This window comes from Streptomyces sp. NBC_00224, assembly GCF_041435195.1.
Taxonomy (GTDB): domain Bacteria; phylum Actinomycetota; class Actinomycetes; order Streptomycetales; family Streptomycetaceae; genus Streptomyces.
On record NZ_CP108106.1, the window covers coordinates 4,456,604 to 4,476,448 of the forward strand.

The following is a 19,845-nucleotide window of genomic DNA, read 5'->3' on the forward strand; positions in this document are numbered from 1 at the left end:
GCGGAGCCCCGAAGCGGGGGCGGGGGCGCAGCCCCAGCGGGGGTACCGGGGGCGAAGCCCCCGTAAGCGGGGTGCAGGGGCCGCAGGCCCCGCCCGGGGTCCGGGGGCGCAGCCCCCGGGAGACCACCCTTACCCCCACCCACCCCCGGAGGCCACGCGGCGGAGCCGCACATGTCACAGCGGGAAGGGGCGGGGTGGGGTGTCCCAAGGAGGGATCGCTACGCGTCCAGCGCCCCCCGCCACGCCGCGACCGCCTCCGCCGAGACCGGCGCGTCCCACCCCTGCGGCCGGGACGCACCCCCGATGTGGACCGCGTCGATGCCCGCGCGCAGCAGCGTCGGCAGGTGGTCGAGGCGGAGGCCGCCGCCGACCAGGATGCGGGGCTCGTAGCCGGGCTCGGCCCTGCGGGCGGCCTCCGCGACCAGCGTCGAGAGGCCGTCGTCGACGCCCCCCGCCGCCCCCGCCGTCAGATACGTGTCGAGGCCCGGCAGCCCCGCGAGCTCCTTGCGCAGGGCGTCGCGGTCGGCGGCCCGGTCGATGGCCCGGTGGAACGTCCAGCGGCAGCCGTCCAGCTCCGCCAGCAGTGCCCGTACCGCCGCCACGTCCGGCGCGCCGGTCTCGTCGAGGAACCCGAGCACGAACTCGTCCGCGCCCTCCGCCCGCAGCGCCCGCGCGTCCCGTACGAGCGCGTCCACGTCGCCCGCCGCGAAGCCGTCCGCCGAGCGGAGCATCACGCGCAGCGGGATGTCCACGGCGGCGCGGATCGCCGCGAAGGTCTCCCGGGACGGGGTCAGGCCGTCTGCCGCCATGTCGGTGACCAGCTCAAGCCGGTCCGCCCCGCCGGCCTGCGCCGCGATCGCGTCCGCCGCGTCGAGGGCGATCACCTCAAGCAGTGCACGGTTGCTCATCTGACCCCAATTCCTCGGCTGCCGTACAGGTCGACAGGTCTAGTCCAATAACAAGCCTACGCGTCGACCCACCCAGCCGCATGCCCTCACTCCACGAACCGCACCTCCGGCCATCGCGCCGACGCCCCGTCGAGCAGCCGCGCCGGGTCCCCGCCCCGCAGCCAGCGGTCGAAGAACGCCGATACGTACGCCTTCTGTGCGGCGACGGAACGTACGGGGTCGACCGTCCCGACATTCTTGGCGATGAAGGCATCCGGCAGCCCCAACTGGCGCGCGATCTGCGGCACTTGGGACTGGAGGTCCGTGAAGGAGGCGTGGGCGGAGCCCCTGAGCGTCAGGTCCCGGTGCCAGCCCGTGCTGTGTTCCCAGGCCTGGCCCCAGGAGGCCACGGTGTGGTGGGTGTCGCCCTCCATGCCCATGAGCAGGAGCGGCCGGTCGACGCCCTCGGAGGCGACGGTGGACGGGTTCGACGGGTCGTCGTCGCGCTGGGTGTAGCCCATCACGCCGTCCATGTTGAGCGCGGCCCGCACGCGGCGGTCGTCGTGCATGGCCTGCGCGGCCGCGAAGCCGCCCGCCGACTGCCCGAACATGCCGACGGCGTCGAGGTCAAGGCGCCGCCCGAGCCCGCCGGGCAGGTCGGCGAGCCGGTCCAGTACGAACCGGGTGTCCGCGACCCGTACGTCCACGGCCTTCTTCAGGAGGGCGACGACGTGCTCGGGCCCCGCGTCCTTGGCACGCTTGAACTCGCGGGGCAGCACGGTGCGTTCGAGCCGTCGCCGGGGGAATTCGACGACCTGGGCGTCGTACGTGTGGTCCACCATCACGACGACATAGCCGCGCGAGGCGAGCTCGTCGCAGAGGGTGGTGCCGAGGGTGCGGGGGTCGCCGGCGCCGGGCGAGTAGAGGACGACGGGGAGGCGCCTGCCGGTGGCGGGGGCGTGGGTGTACGCGTGGCTGCGGGTCACGGCCCAGTCGACCGTGCCGGGCGGCACGTCGAGCCCGCTCACCTGGCCGTACGCGTCCGCCGCGGCCCGGGTCATCTGCGGCGCTCGCTCGTACCCGCGTACGCTCCGGGCCGGGTACCGCACCCCCACCATCAACTCCCGGTACGGCCGCACCCCACCCCACGGATCCCGCCGCCCCCGGTCCACGAGCCGCAGCGCGACCGTGCCGACGGGGTACGGGCCGGTGGGCGCGGGCAGCGACATCCGTACGCGCGGCGCGGCGACGGCGGGCCCGCCGATGAGGGTGGCGGCGGCGGAGAGGGCGGCGGCGGACAGGACGACTCGTCGAGAGGGCGCGATCATGCCTCCGACTGTCCCAGCCCCCGGGCCCGCCCCCAATCGGGCAGGCCCCCGTGTCGGGCCTCGGGTTACCCCGAACGAACCTTCACCTGCGGACCAGCCACACACGGCCTGCGGACGAACGGGGTGGCTACGCTCAACGCATGGCCGACCTCCAAACCCGCTGGACCCAAACCCTCACCGCAGCCCGCAGCGGCGACGGCCCCGACCCCACCCCCTACGCCGACCGCCTCCTCACCCAGTGGGCCGAGCCGCACCGCAAGTACCACACCGTCGACCACCTCGCCGCCGTGCTGCGCCACATCGACACCCTCGCCGACCACGCCGAGGACCCCGAACTCGTACGCCTCGCCGCCTGGTTCCACGACGCCGTGTACCGGCCCGACCGCTCCGAGAACGAGGAGCGCAGCGCGGCGCAGGCCGAACGCGCGCTGCCCGAGGCCGGGTTGAGCCAGGACGACACCGCCGAAGTCGCCCGGCTCGTACGCCTCACCGTCACCCACGACCCCCACGAGGGCGACACGAACGGCGAGGTCCTGTGCGACGCCGACCTGGCGGTGCTCGCCGGGGACCCGGAGGAGTACGCGGCGTACGCCGCCGCCGTCCGCGAGGAGTACGCCTTCGTCCCCGACGACGCCTTCCGCACCGGCCGGGCCCAGGTCCTGCGCCAGCTCCTCGAACTGCCGAGGCTGTTCCGTACGCCCTACGGCGCCAAGGAGTGGGAGGCCCGGGCGCGCGAGAACCTGACGGCGGAGCTGGAGCTGCTCACCGGGTGAGCTACGCCGGCCGCCCCTTAGGCCGCCGCAGCCCCGCCCCCGTAAGCCTCCGCACCAGCTCCTTGGGGCCGATCTCGACCGCCCCGGCCCGTACCGCGTCCGCGTACCGGGACTCCGGTACGTCGTAGTGGTCCCGCTCGAAGGCGCGCGGCGGGCAGCCGACCGCGGCTGCGAACGCGTGCAGCTCCTCGTACGACACGTCGCTGATCAGGTGCGACCACAGGCGGCCGTGGCCCGGCCAGGTCGGGGGGTCGATGTAGACCGTCATGCGAGCGGGCCCGTGCCCAGGCCGCCGACCGGGGCCACCTTGACGCCCGCCTTGCCGCACACCCAGTGCGGGTCGGGGCCGAGCTCGGGCTCGACGTCCAGGGCGTGCGGGTCGCCGTCGTGGCAGACGGGGCAGATGGGCCAGCGGCCGTACTTCTCCAGGAGCGCGTCCTGCACGTCCTGGGCGACTAGCCCGGCCACGTACTCAAGGCCGTCCGGCCACTGCTCCACCCACCAGCGGCGGTGCGTCACCGCGTCCTCGACCAGTGAGACCACATCGGCCTGGGCCACGTCGCGCGCGGCCAGATCCGCCAGCACCAGGGCGCGTGCGGCGTGCAGGGACTGCTCCAGGGGGTCGACGTCGTCCATGCAGCCATTGTCACCCCTTCAGCCCCACCCGCCCGAACCCGCCCGGAGGGTTGACCCCGGCCCAGCTGCGAAAATATCTTTCAAGGGTGACTCGTGACGTGAAGGAAATTTTCATCGGCGATGCCACCCCGCCGGCCCCCGCCGCACTCGCCGCCAAGGTCCGCACCCTCGCGCCGTCCATGACCCGCTCGATGCAGCGCGTCGCCGAGGCCGTCGCCCAGGACCCGGCCGGGTGCGCCGCCCTCACCGTCACCGGACTCGCCGAGCTCACCGGCACCAGCGAGGCCACCGTGGTCCGCACCGCCCGCCTCCTCGGCTACCCGGGCTACCGCGATCTGCGCCTCGCGCTCGCCGGGCTGGCCGCCCAGCAGCAGTCGGGGCGCGCCCCGGCCGTCACCGCCGACATCGCCGTGGACGACCCGATCGCCGACGTCGTCGCCAAGCTCGCCTACGACGAGCAGCAGACCCTCGCCGACACCGCCGCAGCCCTCGACACCGTCCAGCTCGCCGCCGCCGTCACCGCCCTCGCGCAGGCCCGCCGGGTCGACATCTACGGCGTGGGGGCTTCTTCCCTCGTCGGGCAGGACCTCGCCCAGAAGCTGCTGCGGATCGGGCTCATCGCGCACGCCCACACCGACCCGCACCTCGCCGTCACCAACGCCGTGCAGCTGCGGTCCGGCGACGCGGCCGTCGCCATCACCCACTCCGGCTCGACCGGCGACGTCATCGAGCCGCTGCGCGTCGCCTTCGACCGGGGCGCCACCACCATCGCCATCACCGGCCGCCCCGACGGCCCCGTCTCCCAGTACGCCGACCACATACTGACCACCTCGACCGCCCGCGAGAGCGAGCTGCGCCCGGCCGCGATGTCGTCCCGGACGAGCCAACTCCTCGTCGTGGACTGCCTGTTCATCGGCGTCGCCCAGCACACGTACGAGACGGCCGCCCCCGCGCTCGCCGCCTCCTACGAGGCGCTCGCCCACCGCCACAGCCCGCGCACCCGCTGACCCCGGGTGCCCTCGCACACGTACGGAAAGAGCAGCGCTCCCATGACTTCCACGTACGGGGAACTCCGCGCCCAGCTGGCCGCCCTGACCACCGAGGCGTTCCGGCCCGAGCTCGCCGACATCGACCGGCTGCCGACCGCCGAGATCGCCCGCATCATGAACGGCGAGGACGCCACCGTCCCCGCCGCCGTCGCCGCGCAGCTGCCGCGGATCGCCGCCGCCATCGACGCCACCGCCGAGCGGATGGCCCGGGGCGGGCGGCTGGTGTACGCGGGCGCGGGTACCGCCGGGCGGCTCGGCGTTCTGGACGCCAGCGAGTGCCCGCCGACCTTCAACACCGACCCCTCGCAGGTCGTCGGGCTGATCGCGGGCGGGCCGGCGGCCATCGCCACATCCGTCGAAGGGGCCGAGGACTCGAAGGAGCTGGCGGCGGGCGATCTGGACGGGCTCGGGCTCACCGCGCTCGACACCGTCGTCGGCGTCTCCGCCTCCGGCCGCACCCCGTACGCCGTCGGCGCCGTGGAACACGCCCGTGTGCGCGGGGCGTTGACGATCGGGCTCGCCTGCAACGCCGGGTCCGCCCTGGCCGCCGCCGCCGAGCACGGCATCGAGGTCGTGGTCGGCCCGGAGCTGCTGACCGGCTCCACCCGGCTCAAGTCCGGCACCGCCCAGAAGCTCGTCCTCAACATGATCTCGACGATCACGATGATCCGGCTCGGCAAGACGTACGGGAACCTCATGGTCGACGTCCGGGCCTCCAACGAGAAGCTGCGGGCCCGCTCGCGGCGGATCGTCTCGCTGGCGACGGGCGCGGGCGAGAAGGACATCGAGTCGGCCCTCGCGGCCGCCGACGGCGAGGTGAAGACGGCGATCCTGATGCTCCTCGCGGACGTGGACGCGGCGACGGCGACGCGCCGCCTGGAGCGGGCGGACGGCCATCTGCGCACGGCGCTGACGCGGCCGGGCGGCTGCTGACCCCGCCCCCGCCTCCCCCGGACACGCCGGAGGGCGGCACCCCTGCGAACAGGAGTACCGCCCTCGGCGTACAGCGTTATGGAGCCACCGATCCCTGAGGGGATCAGAAGTCCATGTCACCGCCCGGCATGCCGCCCGGAGCGCCGCCGGCAGCGGCCTTCTCCGGCTTGTCGGCGATGACGGCCTCGGTGGTGAGGAACAGCGCGGCGATCGACGCGGCGTTCTGCAGCGCGGAGCGCGTCACCTTCGCCGGGTCGATGATGCCCTCGGCGATCATGTCGACGTACTCACCGGTCGCGGCGTTGAGGCCGTGACCGATCGGAAGGTTGCGCACCTTCTCGACGACGACGCCGCCCTCAAGACCACCGTTGACGGCGATCTGCTTCAGCGGGGCCTCCAGGGCGAGCTTCACGGCGTTGGCGCCGGTCGCCTCGTCACCCGACAGGTCCAGCTTCTCGAAGACCGAGGAGGCCTGCAGCAGGGCCACGCCACCACCGGCGACGATGCCCTCCTCGACGGCCGCCTTCGCGTTGCGAACGGCGTCCTCGATGCGGTGCTTGCGCTCCTTGAGCTCCACCTCGGTGGCGGCGCCGGCCTTGATGACGGCCACGCCGCCGGCCAGCTTCGCCAGACGCTCCTGGAGCTTCTCGCGGTCGTAGTCCGAGTCCGAGTTCTCGATCTCGGCACGGATCTGGTTGACCCGGCCCGCGACCTGCTCGCTGTCGCCGGAGCCGTCCACGATCGTGGTCTCGTCCTTGGTGATGACGACCTTGCGGGCGCGGCCCAGCAGGTCGAGACCCGCGTTCTCCAGCTTGAGGCCGACCTCCTCGGAGATGACCGTGCCGCCGGTGAGGATGGCGATGTCGTTCAGCATCGCCTTGCGGCGGTCGCCGAAGCCCGGGGCCTTGACGGCGACGGACTTGAAGGTGCCGCGGATCTTGTTCACGACCAGGGTCGAGAGGGCCTCGCCCTCGACGTCCTCGGCGATGATCAGGAGCGGCTTGCCCGACTGCATGACCTTCTCAAGGAGCGGCAGCAGGTCCTTGACCGAGCCGATCTTCGAGTTGACGATCAGGATGTACGGGTCGTCGAGCGCGGCTTCCATGCGCTCCATGTCGGTCGCGAAGTACGCCGAGATGTAGCCCTTGTCGAAGCGCATGCCCTCGGTGAGCTCAAGCTCCAGACCGAAGGTCTGGGACTCCTCGACCGTGATGACGCCTTCCTTGCCGACCTTGTCCATCGCCTCGGCGATGAGCTCGCCGATCTGGGTGTCGGCGGCGGAGATGGAGGCCGTCGAAGCGATCTGCTCCTTGGTCTCGACATCCTTCGCCTGCTCAAGCAGCGCACCGGAGACGGCCTCGACGGCCTTCTCGATGCCGCGCTTCAGAGCCATCGGGTTGGCGCCGGCGGCCACATTGCGCAGACCCTCGCGGACGAGCGCCTGGGCGAGGACGGTCGCGGTGGTCGTACCGTCACCGGCGACGTCGTCCGTCTTCTTGGCGACTTCCTTGACCAGCTCGGCGCCGATCTTCTCGTACGGGTCTTCGAGCTCGATCTCCTTGGCGATGGAAACACCATCGTTGGTGATCGTGGGGGCGCCCCACTTCTTCTCTAGGACGACGTTGCGGCCCTTGGGGCCAAGGGTGACCTTGACGGCGTCGGCGAGCTGGTTCATCCCGCGCTCGAGACCGCGCCGTGCCTCCTCGTCGAACGCGATGATCTTGGCCATGTGAAGTGGTCCTCCCGGACAGGGGTGGATTCTCCGGATCGAGCAAGCGCCCGCGACGGACGGCCTGCATGCCTTGTGGTTCCTTGCCCCACCCGGCTTGCGGACCTCACCGACCCGATCCTGGTTCTGTCACTCTCACTGGGAGAGTGCTAACGCCAATGATTAGCACTCGACCCAGGAGAGTGCAAGGCCGTCCCACCGCCCCGGCCGGGTCCCGGACACGTCCATGCCAGGCCCCGGGCCCGGACACGCACGTGGGGCCCGCATCCTTTTACAGAGGATGCGGGCCCCACGTGCGTGAGTGCGTCGGTGGCCGATCGCGCCGAGATCAGACGGCGAGCTTGACCATGTCCGCCTGCGGACCCTTCTGGCCCTGCGAGATCTCGAACTCGACTCGCTGACCTTCTTCAAGGGTGCGGTACCCGTCCATCTGGATCGCGCTGTAGTGGACGAAAACATCCGCACCACCGTCGACCGCGATGAAGCCGTACCCCTTCTCCGCGTTGAACCACTTGACGGTGCCCTGAGCCATGCCTAACTCCCCTATTACTGGCCCTTGCACGGGACCGCACTTCGCGGACCCGGGTCAGACCTCCACCCTCCGACAGGAGAGGGTGTGCGCCGGAACGCGTCGACCGCGGCTGAATGTATCTGCCCAACTGCCCTCTGCAACAGGTCAATCGGACGAGAATTCCGGGCAGGGGTGAAGAGCGGAATGCCGCGAAATTCAGCATTCCGGGGCAAGTCGGGCCGGGCAAAGCGCACTTAAGGAGCAATATGCTCGAACACTTTGACTGCTTCTCGACGCCGGTTCGTCGCGTTCTCATATGCATGCGGCACGCGCAACGAAGGGGACTTCCCCACTGTACCGCGCTCAACCACACTGAATTGCCCCCTCCGCTTAGCTTGCGGAGGGGGCAATTCAGGTAACTCAGCGTGGACTACGAACCTATGTTCAGCCTCCGGCGACGGCCGGAATGATCGAGACGCCCGCGCCGTCCGGCGTCGCCGTCTCCAGGCCCTGCTCGAAGCGGACGTCGTCGTCGTTGACGTACACGTTGACGAAGCGGCGCAGCTTGCCCTGGTCGTCCAGGACCCGGGCGGCGATCCCGGTGTGGTTCTTCTCCAGGTCGGCGATGACCTCGGCGAGGGTGGCACCCTCGGCCGCGACCTCGGACTTGCCGCCCGTGTACGTACGGAGAATGGTGGGGATGCGGACGTTGACGCTCATGGTGTTCTGCCTTCCGTCTTCCGAAGCGAGGTAGTCAGCCGGCCAGGCCGGCGTCGCGGAACGCGTCCAGGCTCGGGCGGATGGTCGCGGACGGTCCAGTGGTCGGCGCCACCGCGTCCAGGGTCTTGAGGCCGTCACCCGTGTTGAGGACGACAGTAGTCAGGGTCGGGTCCAGGAGCCCGTTCTCGATGAGCTTCCGTGTGACGCCGACCGTCACGCCGCCCGCCGTCTCGGCGAAGATGCCCTCGGTCCGGGCGAGCAGCTTGATCGCGTCCACGATCTGCTCGTCGTTCACGTCCTCCACCGCGCCGCCGGTGCGCCGGGCGATGTCCAGGACGTACGGGCCGTCCGCCGGGTTGCCGATGGCCAGCGACTTGGCGATGGTGTCCGGCTTCTGCGGCCGTACGACGTCGTGGCCCGCCTTGAAGGCGGTGGAGACCGGAGAGCAGCCCTCCGCCTGAGCACCGAAGATCTTGTACGGCTTGTCCTCGACGAGGCCCAGCTTGATCAGCTCCTGAAGACCCTTGTCGATCTTCGTGAGCTGGGAGCCCGAGGCGATCGGGATGACGATCTGGTCCGGCAGCCGCCAGCCGAGCTGCTCGCAGATCTCGTACGCCAGCGTCTTGGAGCCCTCGCCGTAGTACGGGCGCAGGTTCACGTTCACGAAGCCCCAGCCCTCGCCGAGCGGGTCCCCGATGAGCTCCGAGCAGAAGCGGTTGACGTCGTCGTAGTTGCCCTCGATGCCGACCAGCTCGCCGCCGTACACCGCGGCCATGACGACCTTGCCCTGCTCCAGGTCGTGCGGGATGAACACGCAGGAGCGGAATCCCGCCCGGGCGGCGGCCGCGCCGACCGCGCCCGCGAGGTTGCCGGTGGAGGAGCAGGAGAGCGTGGTGAAGCCGAAGGCGCGGGCGGCCTCGACGGCGATGGCGACGACGCGGTCCTTGAAGGAGTGCGTCGGGTTGCCGGAGTCGTCCTTGACGTAGAGGCCACCGGTGACGCCCAGCTCACGGGCGAGATTGTCGGCCTTGACGAGCTTGGTGAATCCCGGATTCAGGTTCGGCTTTTCAGCCACATTGGCTGGAACAGGCAGCAGGGGCGCATAGCGCCAGATGTTCTCCGGGCCCGCTTCGATACGCTTGCGCAGCGCCTCGGGGTCACCCGTCGGAAGGTCGTACGCGACTTCGAGCGGACCGAAACACAGGGCGCAGGCGAAGATCGGGCCGAGGTCGAACCGCTCGCCGCATTCCCGGCAGGAAAGCGCGACGGCGGGACCGAGGTTCACAGTGTTGGCGGCATTGGCGACGGTGTGCACAGCCATGATGGCGAGGCCCTTTCTCCTCATCTTCCCCATGGCGCATTTCGCCATGAGACGGAATTGGCACCTTCCCCACCGTGACCTCGCGGTCGGCAGGAGGGTTGCCGGGACTTCAACGGGCCGTTCCCTCAGTCCCTCTGGATGAGCGCTGTGGCACTGGGTCCAGGACCCAGGCATTTGTTCGCGCGACGACCCCCGACATGCGACGGTCATCCGCGTTGTTCAAGACTGTAACCGAAGGCCCGGACGGTTGAGATAGTCGTCCGAACCGCGAGATGGATCACACGACGACCGCACAAGGAGGCTTCCGATCGTGCTGGAAGAGGTGGAACGCTGGCTGAGCAGGCGTTCCTGGTCGGCGGCCGACCGCCCGCTGGACGGGATCCTGGCCGCCAAGCGCCGCGGCACCACCACGGTCAGCGTCGTCCTGCCGGCGCTCGACGAGGAGGCCACGGTCGGGCAGATCGTCGCCGCGATCCGGCGTGATCTGATGACCGCCGCCGTACCGCTGGTGGACGAGCTGGTGGTGATCGACTCCGGCTCCACCGACCGTACGGCCGAGGTCGCCGCCGCCGCGGGCGCCCGGGTGGTGCACCGGGACGCGATCCTGCCCCGGATACCGGCCCTGCCCGGCAAGGGCGAGGTCCTGTGGCGCTCCCTGCTGGTCACCACGGGTGACATCGTCTGCTTCATCGACGCGGACCTGAGGGACTTCGACCCCGCCTTCGTCTCCGGGATCGTCGGCCCACTCCTGACCGACCCGGACGTGGACTTCGTCAAGGCGATGTACGACCGGCCGTTCGGCGACGCCCCAGGTCAGGGCGGTCGGGTCACCGAACTCGTGGCCCGGCCCCTGCTCAACCTCCACTGGCCGCAGCTGGCCGGGTTCGTCCAGCCGCTGGGCGGCGAGTACGCGGCCCGGCGCACGCTCCTGGAGCGGCTGCCGTTCCCCGTCGGTTACGGAGTGGAGCTGGGGCTGCTCGTCGACGCGCTGCACACGGTGGGCCTGGACGCGCTGGCCCAGGTCGACGTGGGCGTACGCAAACACCGCCACCAGGACGGCCAGGCCCTCGGCCGGATGGCGGCGGCGATCTACCGCACCGCCCAACTCCGCCTCTCCCGGGCCCACTTGGTGCGCCCGTCCCTGACGCAGTTCGAGCGGGGCGAGGACGGATTCGTCCCGCGTACGTACGCGGTGGACACCGAGGAGCGGCCGCCGATGCGTGAAATCGGCGAGTACGCGGTGCATCGGGCGGCGTAAGCGGGCGCGACCATCGGGGGTCCGCGCCTCCATTCGTACGTTTGAGGCAATCCGCTACGGGCTAGGTTCGTCTCCATGGTCTCCGCGCGCGCTGCCCAGGTCGCTGCCCAGGTCCTCGTCGCCTCCAACCGCGGCCCGGTCTCGTACGCCCTGGACGCCGACGGGACGCTCACGCCCCGCCGCGGCGGGGGCGGCCTCGTCTCGGGCCTCTCCGCGATCGGGTCCGAGGCGGACACCCTGTGGGTGTGCTCGGCGCTCGGCGACGGCGACCGGGAAGCCGTGCGGCGCGGGGTGGGCGAGGCGGGCGTACGGATGCTCGACATCGACGCGGGGGTGCACGCGGACGCGTACAACGGCATCGCGAACTCGGTGCTGTGGTTCGTCCACCACATGCTGTACCAGACGCCTCTGGAGCCGGTCTTCGACGCGGAGTTCCGCCGCCAGTGGGGTGCGTACGAGGCGTACAACCGGTCCTTCGCGCAGGCGCTCGCGGAGGAGGCGGCGGACGGGGCCTCGGTGGTGGTTCAGGACTACCACCTGGCGCTGGTGCCGGGCATGCTCCGGGAGCTCCGCCCCGACCTGCGGATCGGCCACTTCTCGCACACGCCGTGGGCGCCGCCGGAGTACTTCCGGATGCTCCCGGACGACGTGGCCCGGCAACTGCTGCGCGGGATGCTCGGCGCGGACCGTCTCGGCTTCCTGACGCACCGCTGGGCGGACGCGTTCACGCGCTGCTGCGACGAGGTGGTCGGCGGGCTCGGCTCCACCCGGATCGGGGTGCACGGCCTGGGCGCGGACGCGGAGTTCCTGCGGCGGCGCGCGCACGAGCCGGACGTGGAGGAGCGTCTGGGTGTGTTGCGGGAGCAGATCGGTGCGGGCCGGAAGGCGATCGTGCGGGTCGACCGGACGGAGCTCTCGAAGAACATCGTGCGGGGTCTGCTGGCGTACCGGCAGCTGCTCGCCGACCACCCGGAGTGGCGGGAGCGGGTGGTGCACGTGGCGTTCGCGTACCCGTCGCGGCAGGACCTGACGGTGTACCGGGACTACACGGCGGAGGTGGCCCGGACGGCCGCCGCCATCAACTCGACGTACGGCACGCCCGGTTGGACCCCCGTGCTCCTCCACGTCGAGGACGACTTCGCGCGCTCGCTGGCGGCGTACCGGCTGGCGGACGTGGCCCTGGTGAACCCGATCCGGGACGGCATGAACCTGGTGGCCAAGGAGGTCCCCGTGGTGTCGGACGAGGGCTGCGCGCTGGTCCTGTCCCGGGAGGCGGGGGCGTACGAGGAGCTGCGCGAGGATGCGGTGTCGGTGAACCCGTACGACGTGATGGGCACGGCGGCCGCGCTGCACGAGGCGCTGTCGATGCCGCGGTCGGAGCGGGCGGAACGCACGAAGCGGCTCGCCGCGGCGGCGACGGCGCTGCCGCCCCAGCAGTGGTTCCTGGCCCAGCTGACGGCTCTGCGCGAGGGGTGATCCCCCACCCCGCCCCTTCCCGAAAGCCCTCTGGCGGGCGGCCTGGTTCTTCGGCTGCGGGCCGGTGGGGGCTGGTCGCGCAGTTCCCCGCGCCCCTAGGTCGTTAGGGGGGCTCTACAGGCAGGCCGCCAAGGCCGTCAGGAGCGACACCACGCCCGCCGGGCCCGCCACCGCCACATCCGCGCGCTCCGACACCTCCGGCACCTCCGACGACCCGCTGCACACCAGCAGCCCCGGCACCCCGTCCGAGCGGAGTTTTTCGACGGCGGCGAACGCGGGCAGGTCACCCAAGTCGTCACCCGCGTACAAAACAGAACCCGCCCCCACCTCCCGCAGGTACTCCGCCAGCGCCACCCCCTTGTCCATGCCGGGAGGACGCAGCTCCAGGACCAGGCGGCCGGGCTCAAGGATGAGGCCGTGGCGGGTGGCGAGGGCGGCGAGGGGGTCCCGCAGCGCGGCGTACGCGGCCGAAGGGTCCGTGGCGCGCCGGGTGTGGACCGCGACCGCCTGGCCCTTCTCCTCGATCCAGGTACCCCGCCAGGCGCCGTGCGCATCCAGCACCCCCGGCAGCTCGGCCCGCGCGGCGGTGACGCCGGGGTGCGGCGCGGGGGCGGCCACGGTCCCGGTCACCGCGTCCCAGCGCTCGGCCCCGTAGTGGCCGAGGACCACCAGGTGCTCCAGGCCGGGAACGCCCGCGAAGCCCCCGTACCGTACGGCCACTCCCGCCGGGCGCCCCGTGATCACCGCGACCGAGGCGACCTTCGGGGCGAGGGCGGCGAGGGCGGGGACGGCGCCGGGGTGGGCGCGCGCCAGCTCGGGGTCGGGGACGATCTCGGCGAGCGTGCCGTCGAAGTCGAGGGCGATCACGGCCCGCTCGGGCGCGGCCAGGATCGCGGCCAGCGCTTCGCGTCCGGCGGAGGTGGCAGGGGTCGGCAGGGGGTGCGGTTGGCTGCCCATGGCACGACCCTAGCGGCGCGGACCGGATCACAGCCATGGCGGGGGACGGTCAACCTCGGCGTTCGCGCCGGCCCTCGCGTATCCGTCGGAGGCGGTTCACCGTGACGGGGTCGTGGGCCAGCGCCCGCTCGTCGTCGAGCAGGGCGTTGAGGAGCTGGTAGTAGTGCGTCGGCGAGATCCCCAGCTGCTCGCGCACGGCCCGCTCCTTGGCCCCGGGCCCGGCCCAGGACCGCCGCTCCAGCGCGAGCACGGCCCGCGCCCGCTCCCCGAGGTCGTCGTCAGTCATACAAGCCAACGTATCGTCGGGGCGCGGGGTTCGTCTGCGGGTGGGTGGGTGGCATGCCGCTGCGCGGCAACCCCCTGGGCGCCCCGAAGGGGCGCATTCAGGGGCGCGGGGAACTGCGCGACCAGCCACCCACCGGCCCGCAGACGAACCCCGGGCCAACTACTCCGCGTTCTCCGCCTCCGTCGCGACCTTCGCGATCCCCTCCAGCACCGACCGCGGGTCCCCCTCCGGGGACACCGCCCCGCCGATCCGCTTCTTGATCGTCTCGCTCACCTTCGGCCACGACGTCTTGCCGACGGGCGGCAGCTCCGACGTCGGCAGCGCGGCCAGGAACTCCTTGAGCTCCGGGTGCTTGCCGTTGTTCTGCATGGCCTGCGACGCCGTACGGGTCGTGGGCAGCAGGTCGTACTTGTCCGCGAAGGCCAGCACGTTCTCGTCGTTGAACGCGAAGTCGAGGAACTTCCCGATCTGCTCGCGGTGGCCGTTCTGCTTGAAGCCCATGATCCAGTCGGCCACGCCCATCGACGCCTTGGCCTTGCCCTCGGTGCCGGGCAGCGGGACCATCCCGTACTTCACGCCCTTCTTCTTGGCCTGCTCCATCAGCGACGGGTGCCCGTTGAGCATGCCGACCTCGCCCTTGGCGAACGAGTCGAAGGCCGCCTGCCGGTTCAGCTTCCCCGGTGCGACGGGCCCGGTCAGGCCCTCCTCGACCAGGTTCTTCTTCAGCCAGTTCAGGGTCTTGATGTTCTCGGGCGAGTCGATGTCGTACCCGGAGATCTGGTTGACGTACGAGCCGCCGCCACTCAGCAGCCACATCATCGTCTCGGCCTGGGCCTCCTCGCTGCCCAGCGGCAGCGCGAAGGGAGTCTTGACCCCCTTGGCCTTCAGCGCCTTCGCGTCGGCCTCCAGCTGCGCCCAGGTCTGCGGCGGCTTGATGTGCGCCTTGTCGAAGAGCGACTGGTTGTAGAACAGCAGGCGCGTGGAGGCGACGAAGGGGATGCCGTACTGGACGCGCTTCATCTCGCCCGCGTCCGCCAGCGGCCCCAGGAAGTTCGCCTGGACGGGGATGGAGAGCACCTGGTCGACGGAGTAGAGCTTGCCGGCCGCCGCGTAGTCGGAGTACGCGCCGATCTGCGCGATGTCGGGGGCGTTGCCCGCCTTCACCATCTCGGCGACCTTGGCGTCGACGACGTCCCACGAGTAGACGGAGACGTCGACCTTGATGCCGGGGTTCTTCTTCTCGAAGTCGTCGGCGACGTCGTGCCAGTACGCCTTCGTGCTGCTGCCGCCCGCGATGTCGTAGTCGGCGGCGACCAGCTTGAGGGTGACGCTGCCGGAGCCGCTGTCGCTGCCGCAGCCGGTGAGACCCGCCGCCATGCCGAGTGCGGCCACAGCCGCCGTCAGACCGATGAAGCGCCGCTGCACGTGCTCTGTCCCACCCTCGTTGTTCGCCAGTCGGTCCCCCGTGAACGTCCTGTTCGCAACGTCCTGTCTACATGAGCTGCGATCTTCCCTTGCGGCCGGGGCTGAGGTCTACACCAATTGGGTATCACTTCCGCAACTTCTGCCGCCGCTGCCCCACCCGTACGGCCGTAATCCGGGCGGCACTTGGGAAAACGCTTACCCGCCGCCCGGTGAGTGGACTAGACCTTTCATGGGTGAACGCGCGAGACTGTCCCCCGTGAGACACGTCATCGCCCTGGATGTGGGCGGCACCGGGATGAAAGCCGCCCTCATCGGGGTGGACGGCGGGCTGCTGTACGAGGCGCGCAGGCCCACCGGCCGCGAGCGCGGCCCCGAGGCCGTCGTCGAGACCATCCTCGACTTCGCCGCCGAGCTGCGCGCGTACGGCGAGGAGCACCTCGGCGAGAGCGCCGTCGCGGCCGGAGTCGCCGTGCCCGGCATCGTCGACGCCGAGAACGGCATCGCGGTCTACGCGGCCAACCTGGGCTGGCGCGACGTCCCCATGCGGCGGCTGCTGAGCGAGCGGCTCGACGGCGTGCCCGTCGCCCTCGGCCACGACGTGCGCACCGGCGGCCTCGCCGAGGGCCGGATCGGCGCGGGCAAGGGCGCCGACCGCTTCCTGTTCATCCCGCTCGGCACCGGCATCGCCGGGGCCATCGGCATCGACGGCCGCATCGAACCCGGCGCCCACGGCTACGCGGGCGAGATCGGCCACATCGTGGTGCGCCCCGGCGGCATCCCCTGCGGCTGCGGCCAGCGCGGCTGCCTGGAGCGCCTCGCCTCCGCGTCCGCCGTCACCCAGGCGTGGGCCGAGGCCAGCGGCGACCCGGACGCGGACGCGGCCGACTGCGCCAAGGCCGTCGAGTCCGGCGACCCCGAGGCGGCCGCCGTGTGGCAGAACGCCGTCGACGCGCTCGCGGACGGCCTGGTCACCGCGCTCACCCTGCTCGACCCCCGCACGCTGATCATCGGTGGCGGACTCGCCGAAGCCGGGGAAACCTTGTTCGTACCGCTGCGGGCGGCCGTCGAGGAGCGCGTCACGTTCCAGAAGCTGCCCGCGATCGTCCCGGCGGCCCTCGGCGACACGGCGGGCTGCCTGGGCGCGGGCCTGCTCGCCTGGGACCTGCTCGACACCACCGGCACCCGCTCCTCTCCCGGCACCGACGCCGGCACCACCCACTCCACGGAGGTAACCGCCTGATGGCCACCAGCAAGGTTCTCTCCGGCGCCCGCGTCGTCCTGCCGACCGGGGTCGTCGAGAACGGACGCGTGATCGTCGAGGGCGGGAAGATCGCCGGAAGCGCGCCCGAGGCCGCCGAGCGCGTCGACCTGACCGGCCACTGGGTCGTACCCGGCTTCGTCGACATGCACGTGCACGGCGGCGGCGGCGCCTCCTTCACCAACGGCACGGTCGACGACGTCCTCAAGGGCGTCCACACCCACCGTCTGCACGGCACCACCACGATGGTCGCCTCCACCGTCACCGGCGAGATGGACTTCCTGGCCCAGCGGGCCGGGCTGCTCTCCGAGCTGGTCGAGCAGGGCGACCTGGCGGGCATCCACTTCGAGGGCCCGTTCATCTCGCCGTGCCGCAAGGGCGCCCACAGCGAGGACCTGCTGCGCCACCCGGACCCGGCCGAGGTCCGCAAGCTGATGGACGCGGCCCGGGGCACCGCCAAGATGTTCACGCTCGCCACCGAGCTCCCCGGCGGCCTCGACTCCGTACGCCTGCTCGCCGAGCACGGTGTGATCGCCGCCATCGGACACACCGACGCCACGTACGAGCAGACCGTCGAGGCGATCGACGCGGGCGCCACCGTCGCCACCCACCTCTACAACGCGATGCCCGCGCTCGGCCACCGCGCGCCCGGCCCGATCGCCGCCCTCCTGGAGGACGAGCGGATCACCGTCGAGCTGATCAACGACGGCACGCATCTGCACCCCGCCTCGCTCGAACTCGCCTTCCACCACAAGGGCGCCGACCGGGTCGCGTTCATCACGGACGCCATGGACGCGGCCGGGTTCGGGGACGGGCTGTACCACCTCGGGCCGCTGGAGGTCGAGGTCAAGGAGGGTGTCGCCCGGCTCGTCGAGGGCGGCTCGATCGCTGGCTCGACCCTGACCCTGGACCGCGCCTTCCGACGCGCGGTGACCGTCGACGGCCTCTCCGTCGAGGACACCGTCCGCGCGCTCAGCGCCAACCCGGCGCGGCTGCTCGGCGTGTACGACAAGGTCGGCTCGCTGGAGCCGGGCAAGGACGCGGACCTGGTGGTCCTGGACGAGCGGTTCGTGCTCAAGGGCGTGATGCGGCGCGGCGAATGGATCGTGGCGCCCGCGCTGAGCTGAACCCCGATGACGGGACGGTGTCCGGATTCCGGGGCTGTGGGGTCTGGGCCGGCCGCCGTCCGTTTGGCATGATCACCTCGTGATCCTGACCGTCACGCTGAACACGGCACTCGACATCACCTACCGGGTCCCCGAGCTCGTCCCGCACGCCGGCCACCGCGTGGACGAGGTCACCGAGCGCCCCGGAGGCAAGGGCCTCAACGTCGCCCGGGTGCTGGCCGCGCTCGGCCACGAGAGCGTCGTCACGGGCTTCGTCGGCGGCCGCACCGGCGCGGTCCTGCGCGAACTGCTCGCCCCGCTCGCGCCCGTCGACGCGCTGGTCCCGGTCGCCGGGACCACCCGCCGTACGATCGCGGTCGTCGACACGGCCACCGGTGACACCACCCAGCTCAACGAGCCCGGCCCGCAGATCACGGCCGACGAGTGGGAGGCGTTCCTCACGGCGTACGAGCCGCTGCTGCGCCAGGCGGACGCGGTGGCGCTCTGCGGCAGCCTGCCGCCCGGGGTCCCGGTCGGCGCGTACGCGGACCTCGTACGCCGAGCCCGCGCGGCGGACGTCCCCGTGCTCCTGGACACCAGCGGCGAGCCCCTGCGGCGCGGCCTGGCGGCCCGCCCCGACCTGATCAAGCCCAACCTCGACGAACTGGCCCGCCTCACCGGCTCCCGCGAGCCCCTGCGCGCGGCCCGCGACGCCCGCCGCCGGGGCGCGCACGCGGTGGTCGCCTCACTGGGCCCCGAGGGCATGGTCGCGATCACCCCGGACGGCACCTGGCAGGCGACCCCACCGGCCCCGGTCCGCGGCAACCCCACGGGCGCGGGCGACTCGGCGGTGGCGGCCCTGCTGTCGTCCCTGGTGGAGGGCGCACCGTGGCCGTCCCGGCTGAGGCGGGCGGTGGCCCTGTCGACAGCTACGGTGCTGGCGCCGGTGGCGGGGGAGTACGACGGGGTGGCGTACGAGGACCTACTGCCCCGGGTCCGGGTGAGCGCTCTGCCGACCTGAGACGTCATCCGCGGACCGTGCTGGGTTGCTCGCGCCCGCGCGGCGGAGCCGCAAAATGTCAGAGCCCCGCGCCCCTAGGCAGTTAGGGGCGCGGGGAACTGCGCGCTCAGCCACAGACGGCCCGCACCCAAAGACGCGCCTAGTACGACTTCTTCGTCTTGCTGATCTCGACCCAGTCGAACACCGCGTCGCACTGGTTCCCCTGCTCACAGGAGAACTTGATGGTGTTCTGCCCCTGCTTGAGCGTGACCTGGGTCCAGGTGGTCTGCCAGTTCTTCTCCAGGTTGGGGTCCGAGGACCCTATGAAGTTCCCCAGGCGGACCGGCTGCGCGTTCGGCTTGCCGTTGACCGTGACCGTGGCGTTCGCTTCCTTCGCCGGGGTGGCGTACCGCACATAGAGGTAGTAGCCCCCGGACGACGGCAGGTCGGCCTGCCACGTCAGCGACGCGCCGATCTGGTTGAAGCCACTGACGTACGCGCCGTCCGTCCCCTGCGCACCCTTGACGTCCTTGGCCAGTACCGAGCTCCCGCCCAGCTTCAGCGTCGCCGCGTCCTGCTTGGGGAGCTCCGCCGCCGGGGAGGGCGTCGAGTCGGAGGGCTTGTTCGACGGCTGCTGCGAGGCACCCGTGGAGCCGCCGCCCGCGGGCTTGCCCGCGTCGTCGTCCTTCTTGCCGTCACCGTTGCTGAGCAGCGCCACGCCGATGCCGATGACGACCGCCGCGACCACCGCGACCGCGCCGATCAGCAGGCCCTTGGTGTTGGGGCCACGGCTGCCGCGCCCGCCGCCGCCGTCGGCCGGGGGGCCGGGCCGGTTGGGGGCGCCGCCGTAGGTCTCGGGCGCCGCGTACTGGGCGGCGGGCTGCCCGTACTGCTGCTGTCCGTACTGCTGCGGCTGCTGTCCGTAAGGGGCCTGCGGCGGCTGACCGTACTGCTGCTGCGGGACCTGCCCGTACTGGCGCTCGCCGACCGTCCGCACCTGGTTGTACGAGGTTCTGGGCACGCCGGGCTGCTGCGGGGCGCTCGGGCCCGGGTAGCCGTAGCCGCCGGAGCGGGGCGGGGTGGCGCCGGAGGCCTGCCCGTCCTCGTACAGATAGCCGAACGGATCGTCGTCCTCGGGCGTGCTCGCGCCGTTGTTGCCGGGCGTCATCCGGGGTCACTCCTCACTGTTCGC

General features: G+C 71.7%; 20 protein-coding genes and 1 riboswitch. Of the genes, 8 read left to right on the plus strand and 12 right to left on the minus strand.

The features are described from left to right. Positions 1–218: 218 nt before the first annotated feature. On the minus strand, positions 219–908 hold the full coding sequence (locus OG965_RS19670; RefSeq protein WP_371653398.1) for a copper homeostasis protein CutC: 690 nt from the start codon (positions 906–908) through the stop codon (positions 219–221). An 86-nt stretch (positions 909–994) separates the two neighbouring features. After that, positions 995–2,215 (minus strand): alpha/beta hydrolase family protein, encoded by a 1,221-nt coding sequence (locus OG965_RS19675; protein ID WP_371653399.1) that lies wholly within the window; start codon positions 2,213–2,215, stop codon positions 995–997. 140 nt (positions 2,216–2,355) lie between these two features. On the opposite strand from OG965_RS19675, the gene OG965_RS19680 reads away from it, so the two are divergent. Further along, positions 2,356–2,988: a hypothetical protein gene (locus OG965_RS19680; protein ID WP_371653400.1), complete on the plus strand. Its 633-nt coding sequence runs from the start codon at positions 2,356–2,358 to the stop codon at positions 2,986–2,988. A 1-nt stretch (position 2,989) separates the two neighbouring features. Here OG965_RS19680 and OG965_RS19685 read toward each other — a convergent pair whose 3' ends face one another. Both OG965_RS19685 and OG965_RS19690 read right to left on the minus strand, forming a co-directional pair. Beyond that, positions 2,990–3,256: a DUF4031 domain-containing protein gene (locus tag OG965_RS19685; RefSeq protein WP_371653401.1), complete on the minus strand. Its 267-nt coding sequence runs from the start codon at positions 3,254–3,256 to the stop codon at positions 2,990–2,992. Beyond that, positions 3,253–3,624, minus strand: a complete 372-nt coding sequence (locus tag OG965_RS19690; protein WP_371653402.1) for a hypothetical protein — start codon at positions 3,622–3,624, stop codon at positions 3,253–3,255. Before OG965_RS19690 ends, OG965_RS19685 begins: the two co-directional genes overlap by 4 nt. 86 nt (positions 3,625–3,710) lie before the next feature. On the opposite strand from OG965_RS19690, the gene OG965_RS19695 reads away from it, so the two are divergent. Beyond that, on the plus strand, positions 3,711–4,631 hold the full coding sequence (locus tag OG965_RS19695) for a MurR/RpiR family transcriptional regulator (protein WP_371653403.1): 921 nt from the start codon (positions 3,711–3,713) through the stop codon (positions 4,629–4,631). Between the two features lie 42 nt (positions 4,632–4,673). Continuing rightward, positions 4,674–5,606: an N-acetylmuramic acid 6-phosphate etherase gene (gene murQ, locus OG965_RS19700; protein WP_371653404.1), complete on the plus strand. Its 933-nt coding sequence runs from the start codon at positions 4,674–4,676 to the stop codon at positions 5,604–5,606. 103 nt (positions 5,607–5,709) lie between these two features. Here murQ and groL read toward each other — a convergent pair whose 3' ends face one another. The 4 genes from groL to thrC form a co-directional block, all read right to left on the minus strand. Next, on the minus strand, positions 5,710–7,335 hold the full coding sequence (gene groL, locus OG965_RS19705) for a chaperonin GroEL (RefSeq protein WP_371653405.1): 1,626 nt from the start codon (positions 7,333–7,335) through the stop codon (positions 5,710–5,712). A 328-nt stretch (positions 7,336–7,663) separates the two neighbouring features. After that, positions 7,664–7,867 (minus strand): cold-shock protein, encoded by a 204-nt coding sequence (locus OG965_RS19710; RefSeq protein WP_005315736.1) that lies wholly within the window; start codon positions 7,865–7,867, stop codon positions 7,664–7,666. 423 nt (positions 7,868–8,290) lie between these two features. Then, entirely contained in the window at positions 8,291–8,566 is a 276-nt protein-coding gene (locus OG965_RS19715) for a MoaD/ThiS family protein (RefSeq protein ID WP_371653406.1), read from the minus strand. Between the two features lie 34 nt (positions 8,567–8,600). Continuing rightward, entirely contained in the window at positions 8,601–9,887 is a 1,287-nt protein-coding gene (gene thrC / locus OG965_RS19720) for a threonine synthase (protein WP_371653407.1), read from the minus strand. Between the two features lie 17 nt (positions 9,888–9,904). Then, positions 9,905–10,032, minus strand: a riboswitch (SAM riboswitch). Positions 10,033–10,197: 165 nt separating this feature from the next. Here thrC and OG965_RS19725 point away from each other — a divergent pair. Both OG965_RS19725 and OG965_RS19730 read left to right on the plus strand, forming a co-directional pair. Next, positions 10,198–11,145, plus strand: a complete 948-nt coding sequence (locus OG965_RS19725; protein WP_371653408.1) for a glucosyl-3-phosphoglycerate synthase — start codon at positions 10,198–10,200, stop codon at positions 11,143–11,145. A gap of 75 nt (positions 11,146–11,220) precedes the next feature. Further along, on the plus strand, positions 11,221–12,621 hold the full coding sequence (locus OG965_RS19730) for a trehalose-6-phosphate synthase (protein ID WP_371653409.1): 1,401 nt from the start codon (positions 11,221–11,223) through the stop codon (positions 12,619–12,621). 114 nt (positions 12,622–12,735) lie between these two features. Here OG965_RS19730 and otsB read toward each other — a convergent pair whose 3' ends face one another. From otsB to OG965_RS19745, 3 genes are all read right to left on the minus strand, one after another. Further along, positions 12,736–13,578: a trehalose-phosphatase gene (otsB, locus tag OG965_RS19735; RefSeq protein WP_371653410.1), complete on the minus strand. Its 843-nt coding sequence runs from the start codon at positions 13,576–13,578 to the stop codon at positions 12,736–12,738. A gap of 49 nt (positions 13,579–13,627) precedes the next feature. Next, the gene (locus OG965_RS19740; protein WP_371653411.1) at positions 13,628–13,864 is read right to left on the minus strand and encodes a DUF3263 domain-containing protein; all 237 of its coding nucleotides are present in this window, start codon (positions 13,862–13,864) and stop codon (positions 13,628–13,630) included. Between the two features lie 159 nt (positions 13,865–14,023). Further along, a complete protein-coding gene (locus OG965_RS19745; RefSeq protein ID WP_371656994.1) occupies positions 14,024–15,241 on the minus strand; it encodes an extracellular solute-binding protein in 1,218 nt (405 codons plus the stop codon). 304 nt (positions 15,242–15,545) lie between these two features. On the opposite strand from OG965_RS19745, the gene OG965_RS19750 reads away from it, so the two are divergent. From OG965_RS19750 to OG965_RS19760, 3 genes are all read left to right on the plus strand, one after another. Beyond that, complete coding sequence (locus tag OG965_RS19750) at positions 15,546–16,529, plus strand: ROK family protein (protein WP_371653412.1); 984 nt, start codon at positions 15,546–15,548, stop codon at positions 16,527–16,529. Further along, positions 16,529–17,674 carry an N-acetylglucosamine-6-phosphate deacetylase gene (gene nagA, locus OG965_RS19755; protein ID WP_371653413.1) on the plus strand — a complete coding sequence of 382 codons (1,146 nt, stop codon included), beginning with the start codon at positions 16,529–16,531 and terminating at the stop codon, positions 17,672–17,674. The genes OG965_RS19750 and nagA overlap by 1 nt, the downstream gene beginning before the upstream one ends. 79 nt (positions 17,675–17,753) lie before the next feature. Continuing rightward, a complete protein-coding gene (locus OG965_RS19760; RefSeq protein WP_371653414.1) occupies positions 17,754–18,674 on the plus strand; it encodes a 1-phosphofructokinase family hexose kinase in 921 nt (306 codons plus the stop codon). A gap of 139 nt (positions 18,675–18,813) precedes the next feature. Here OG965_RS19760 and OG965_RS19765 read toward each other — a convergent pair whose 3' ends face one another. Continuing rightward, a complete protein-coding gene (locus tag OG965_RS19765) occupies positions 18,814–19,821 on the minus strand; it encodes a CBM35 domain-containing protein (RefSeq protein WP_371653415.1) in 1,008 nt (335 codons plus the stop codon). Positions 19,822–19,845: the final 24 nt, after the last annotated feature.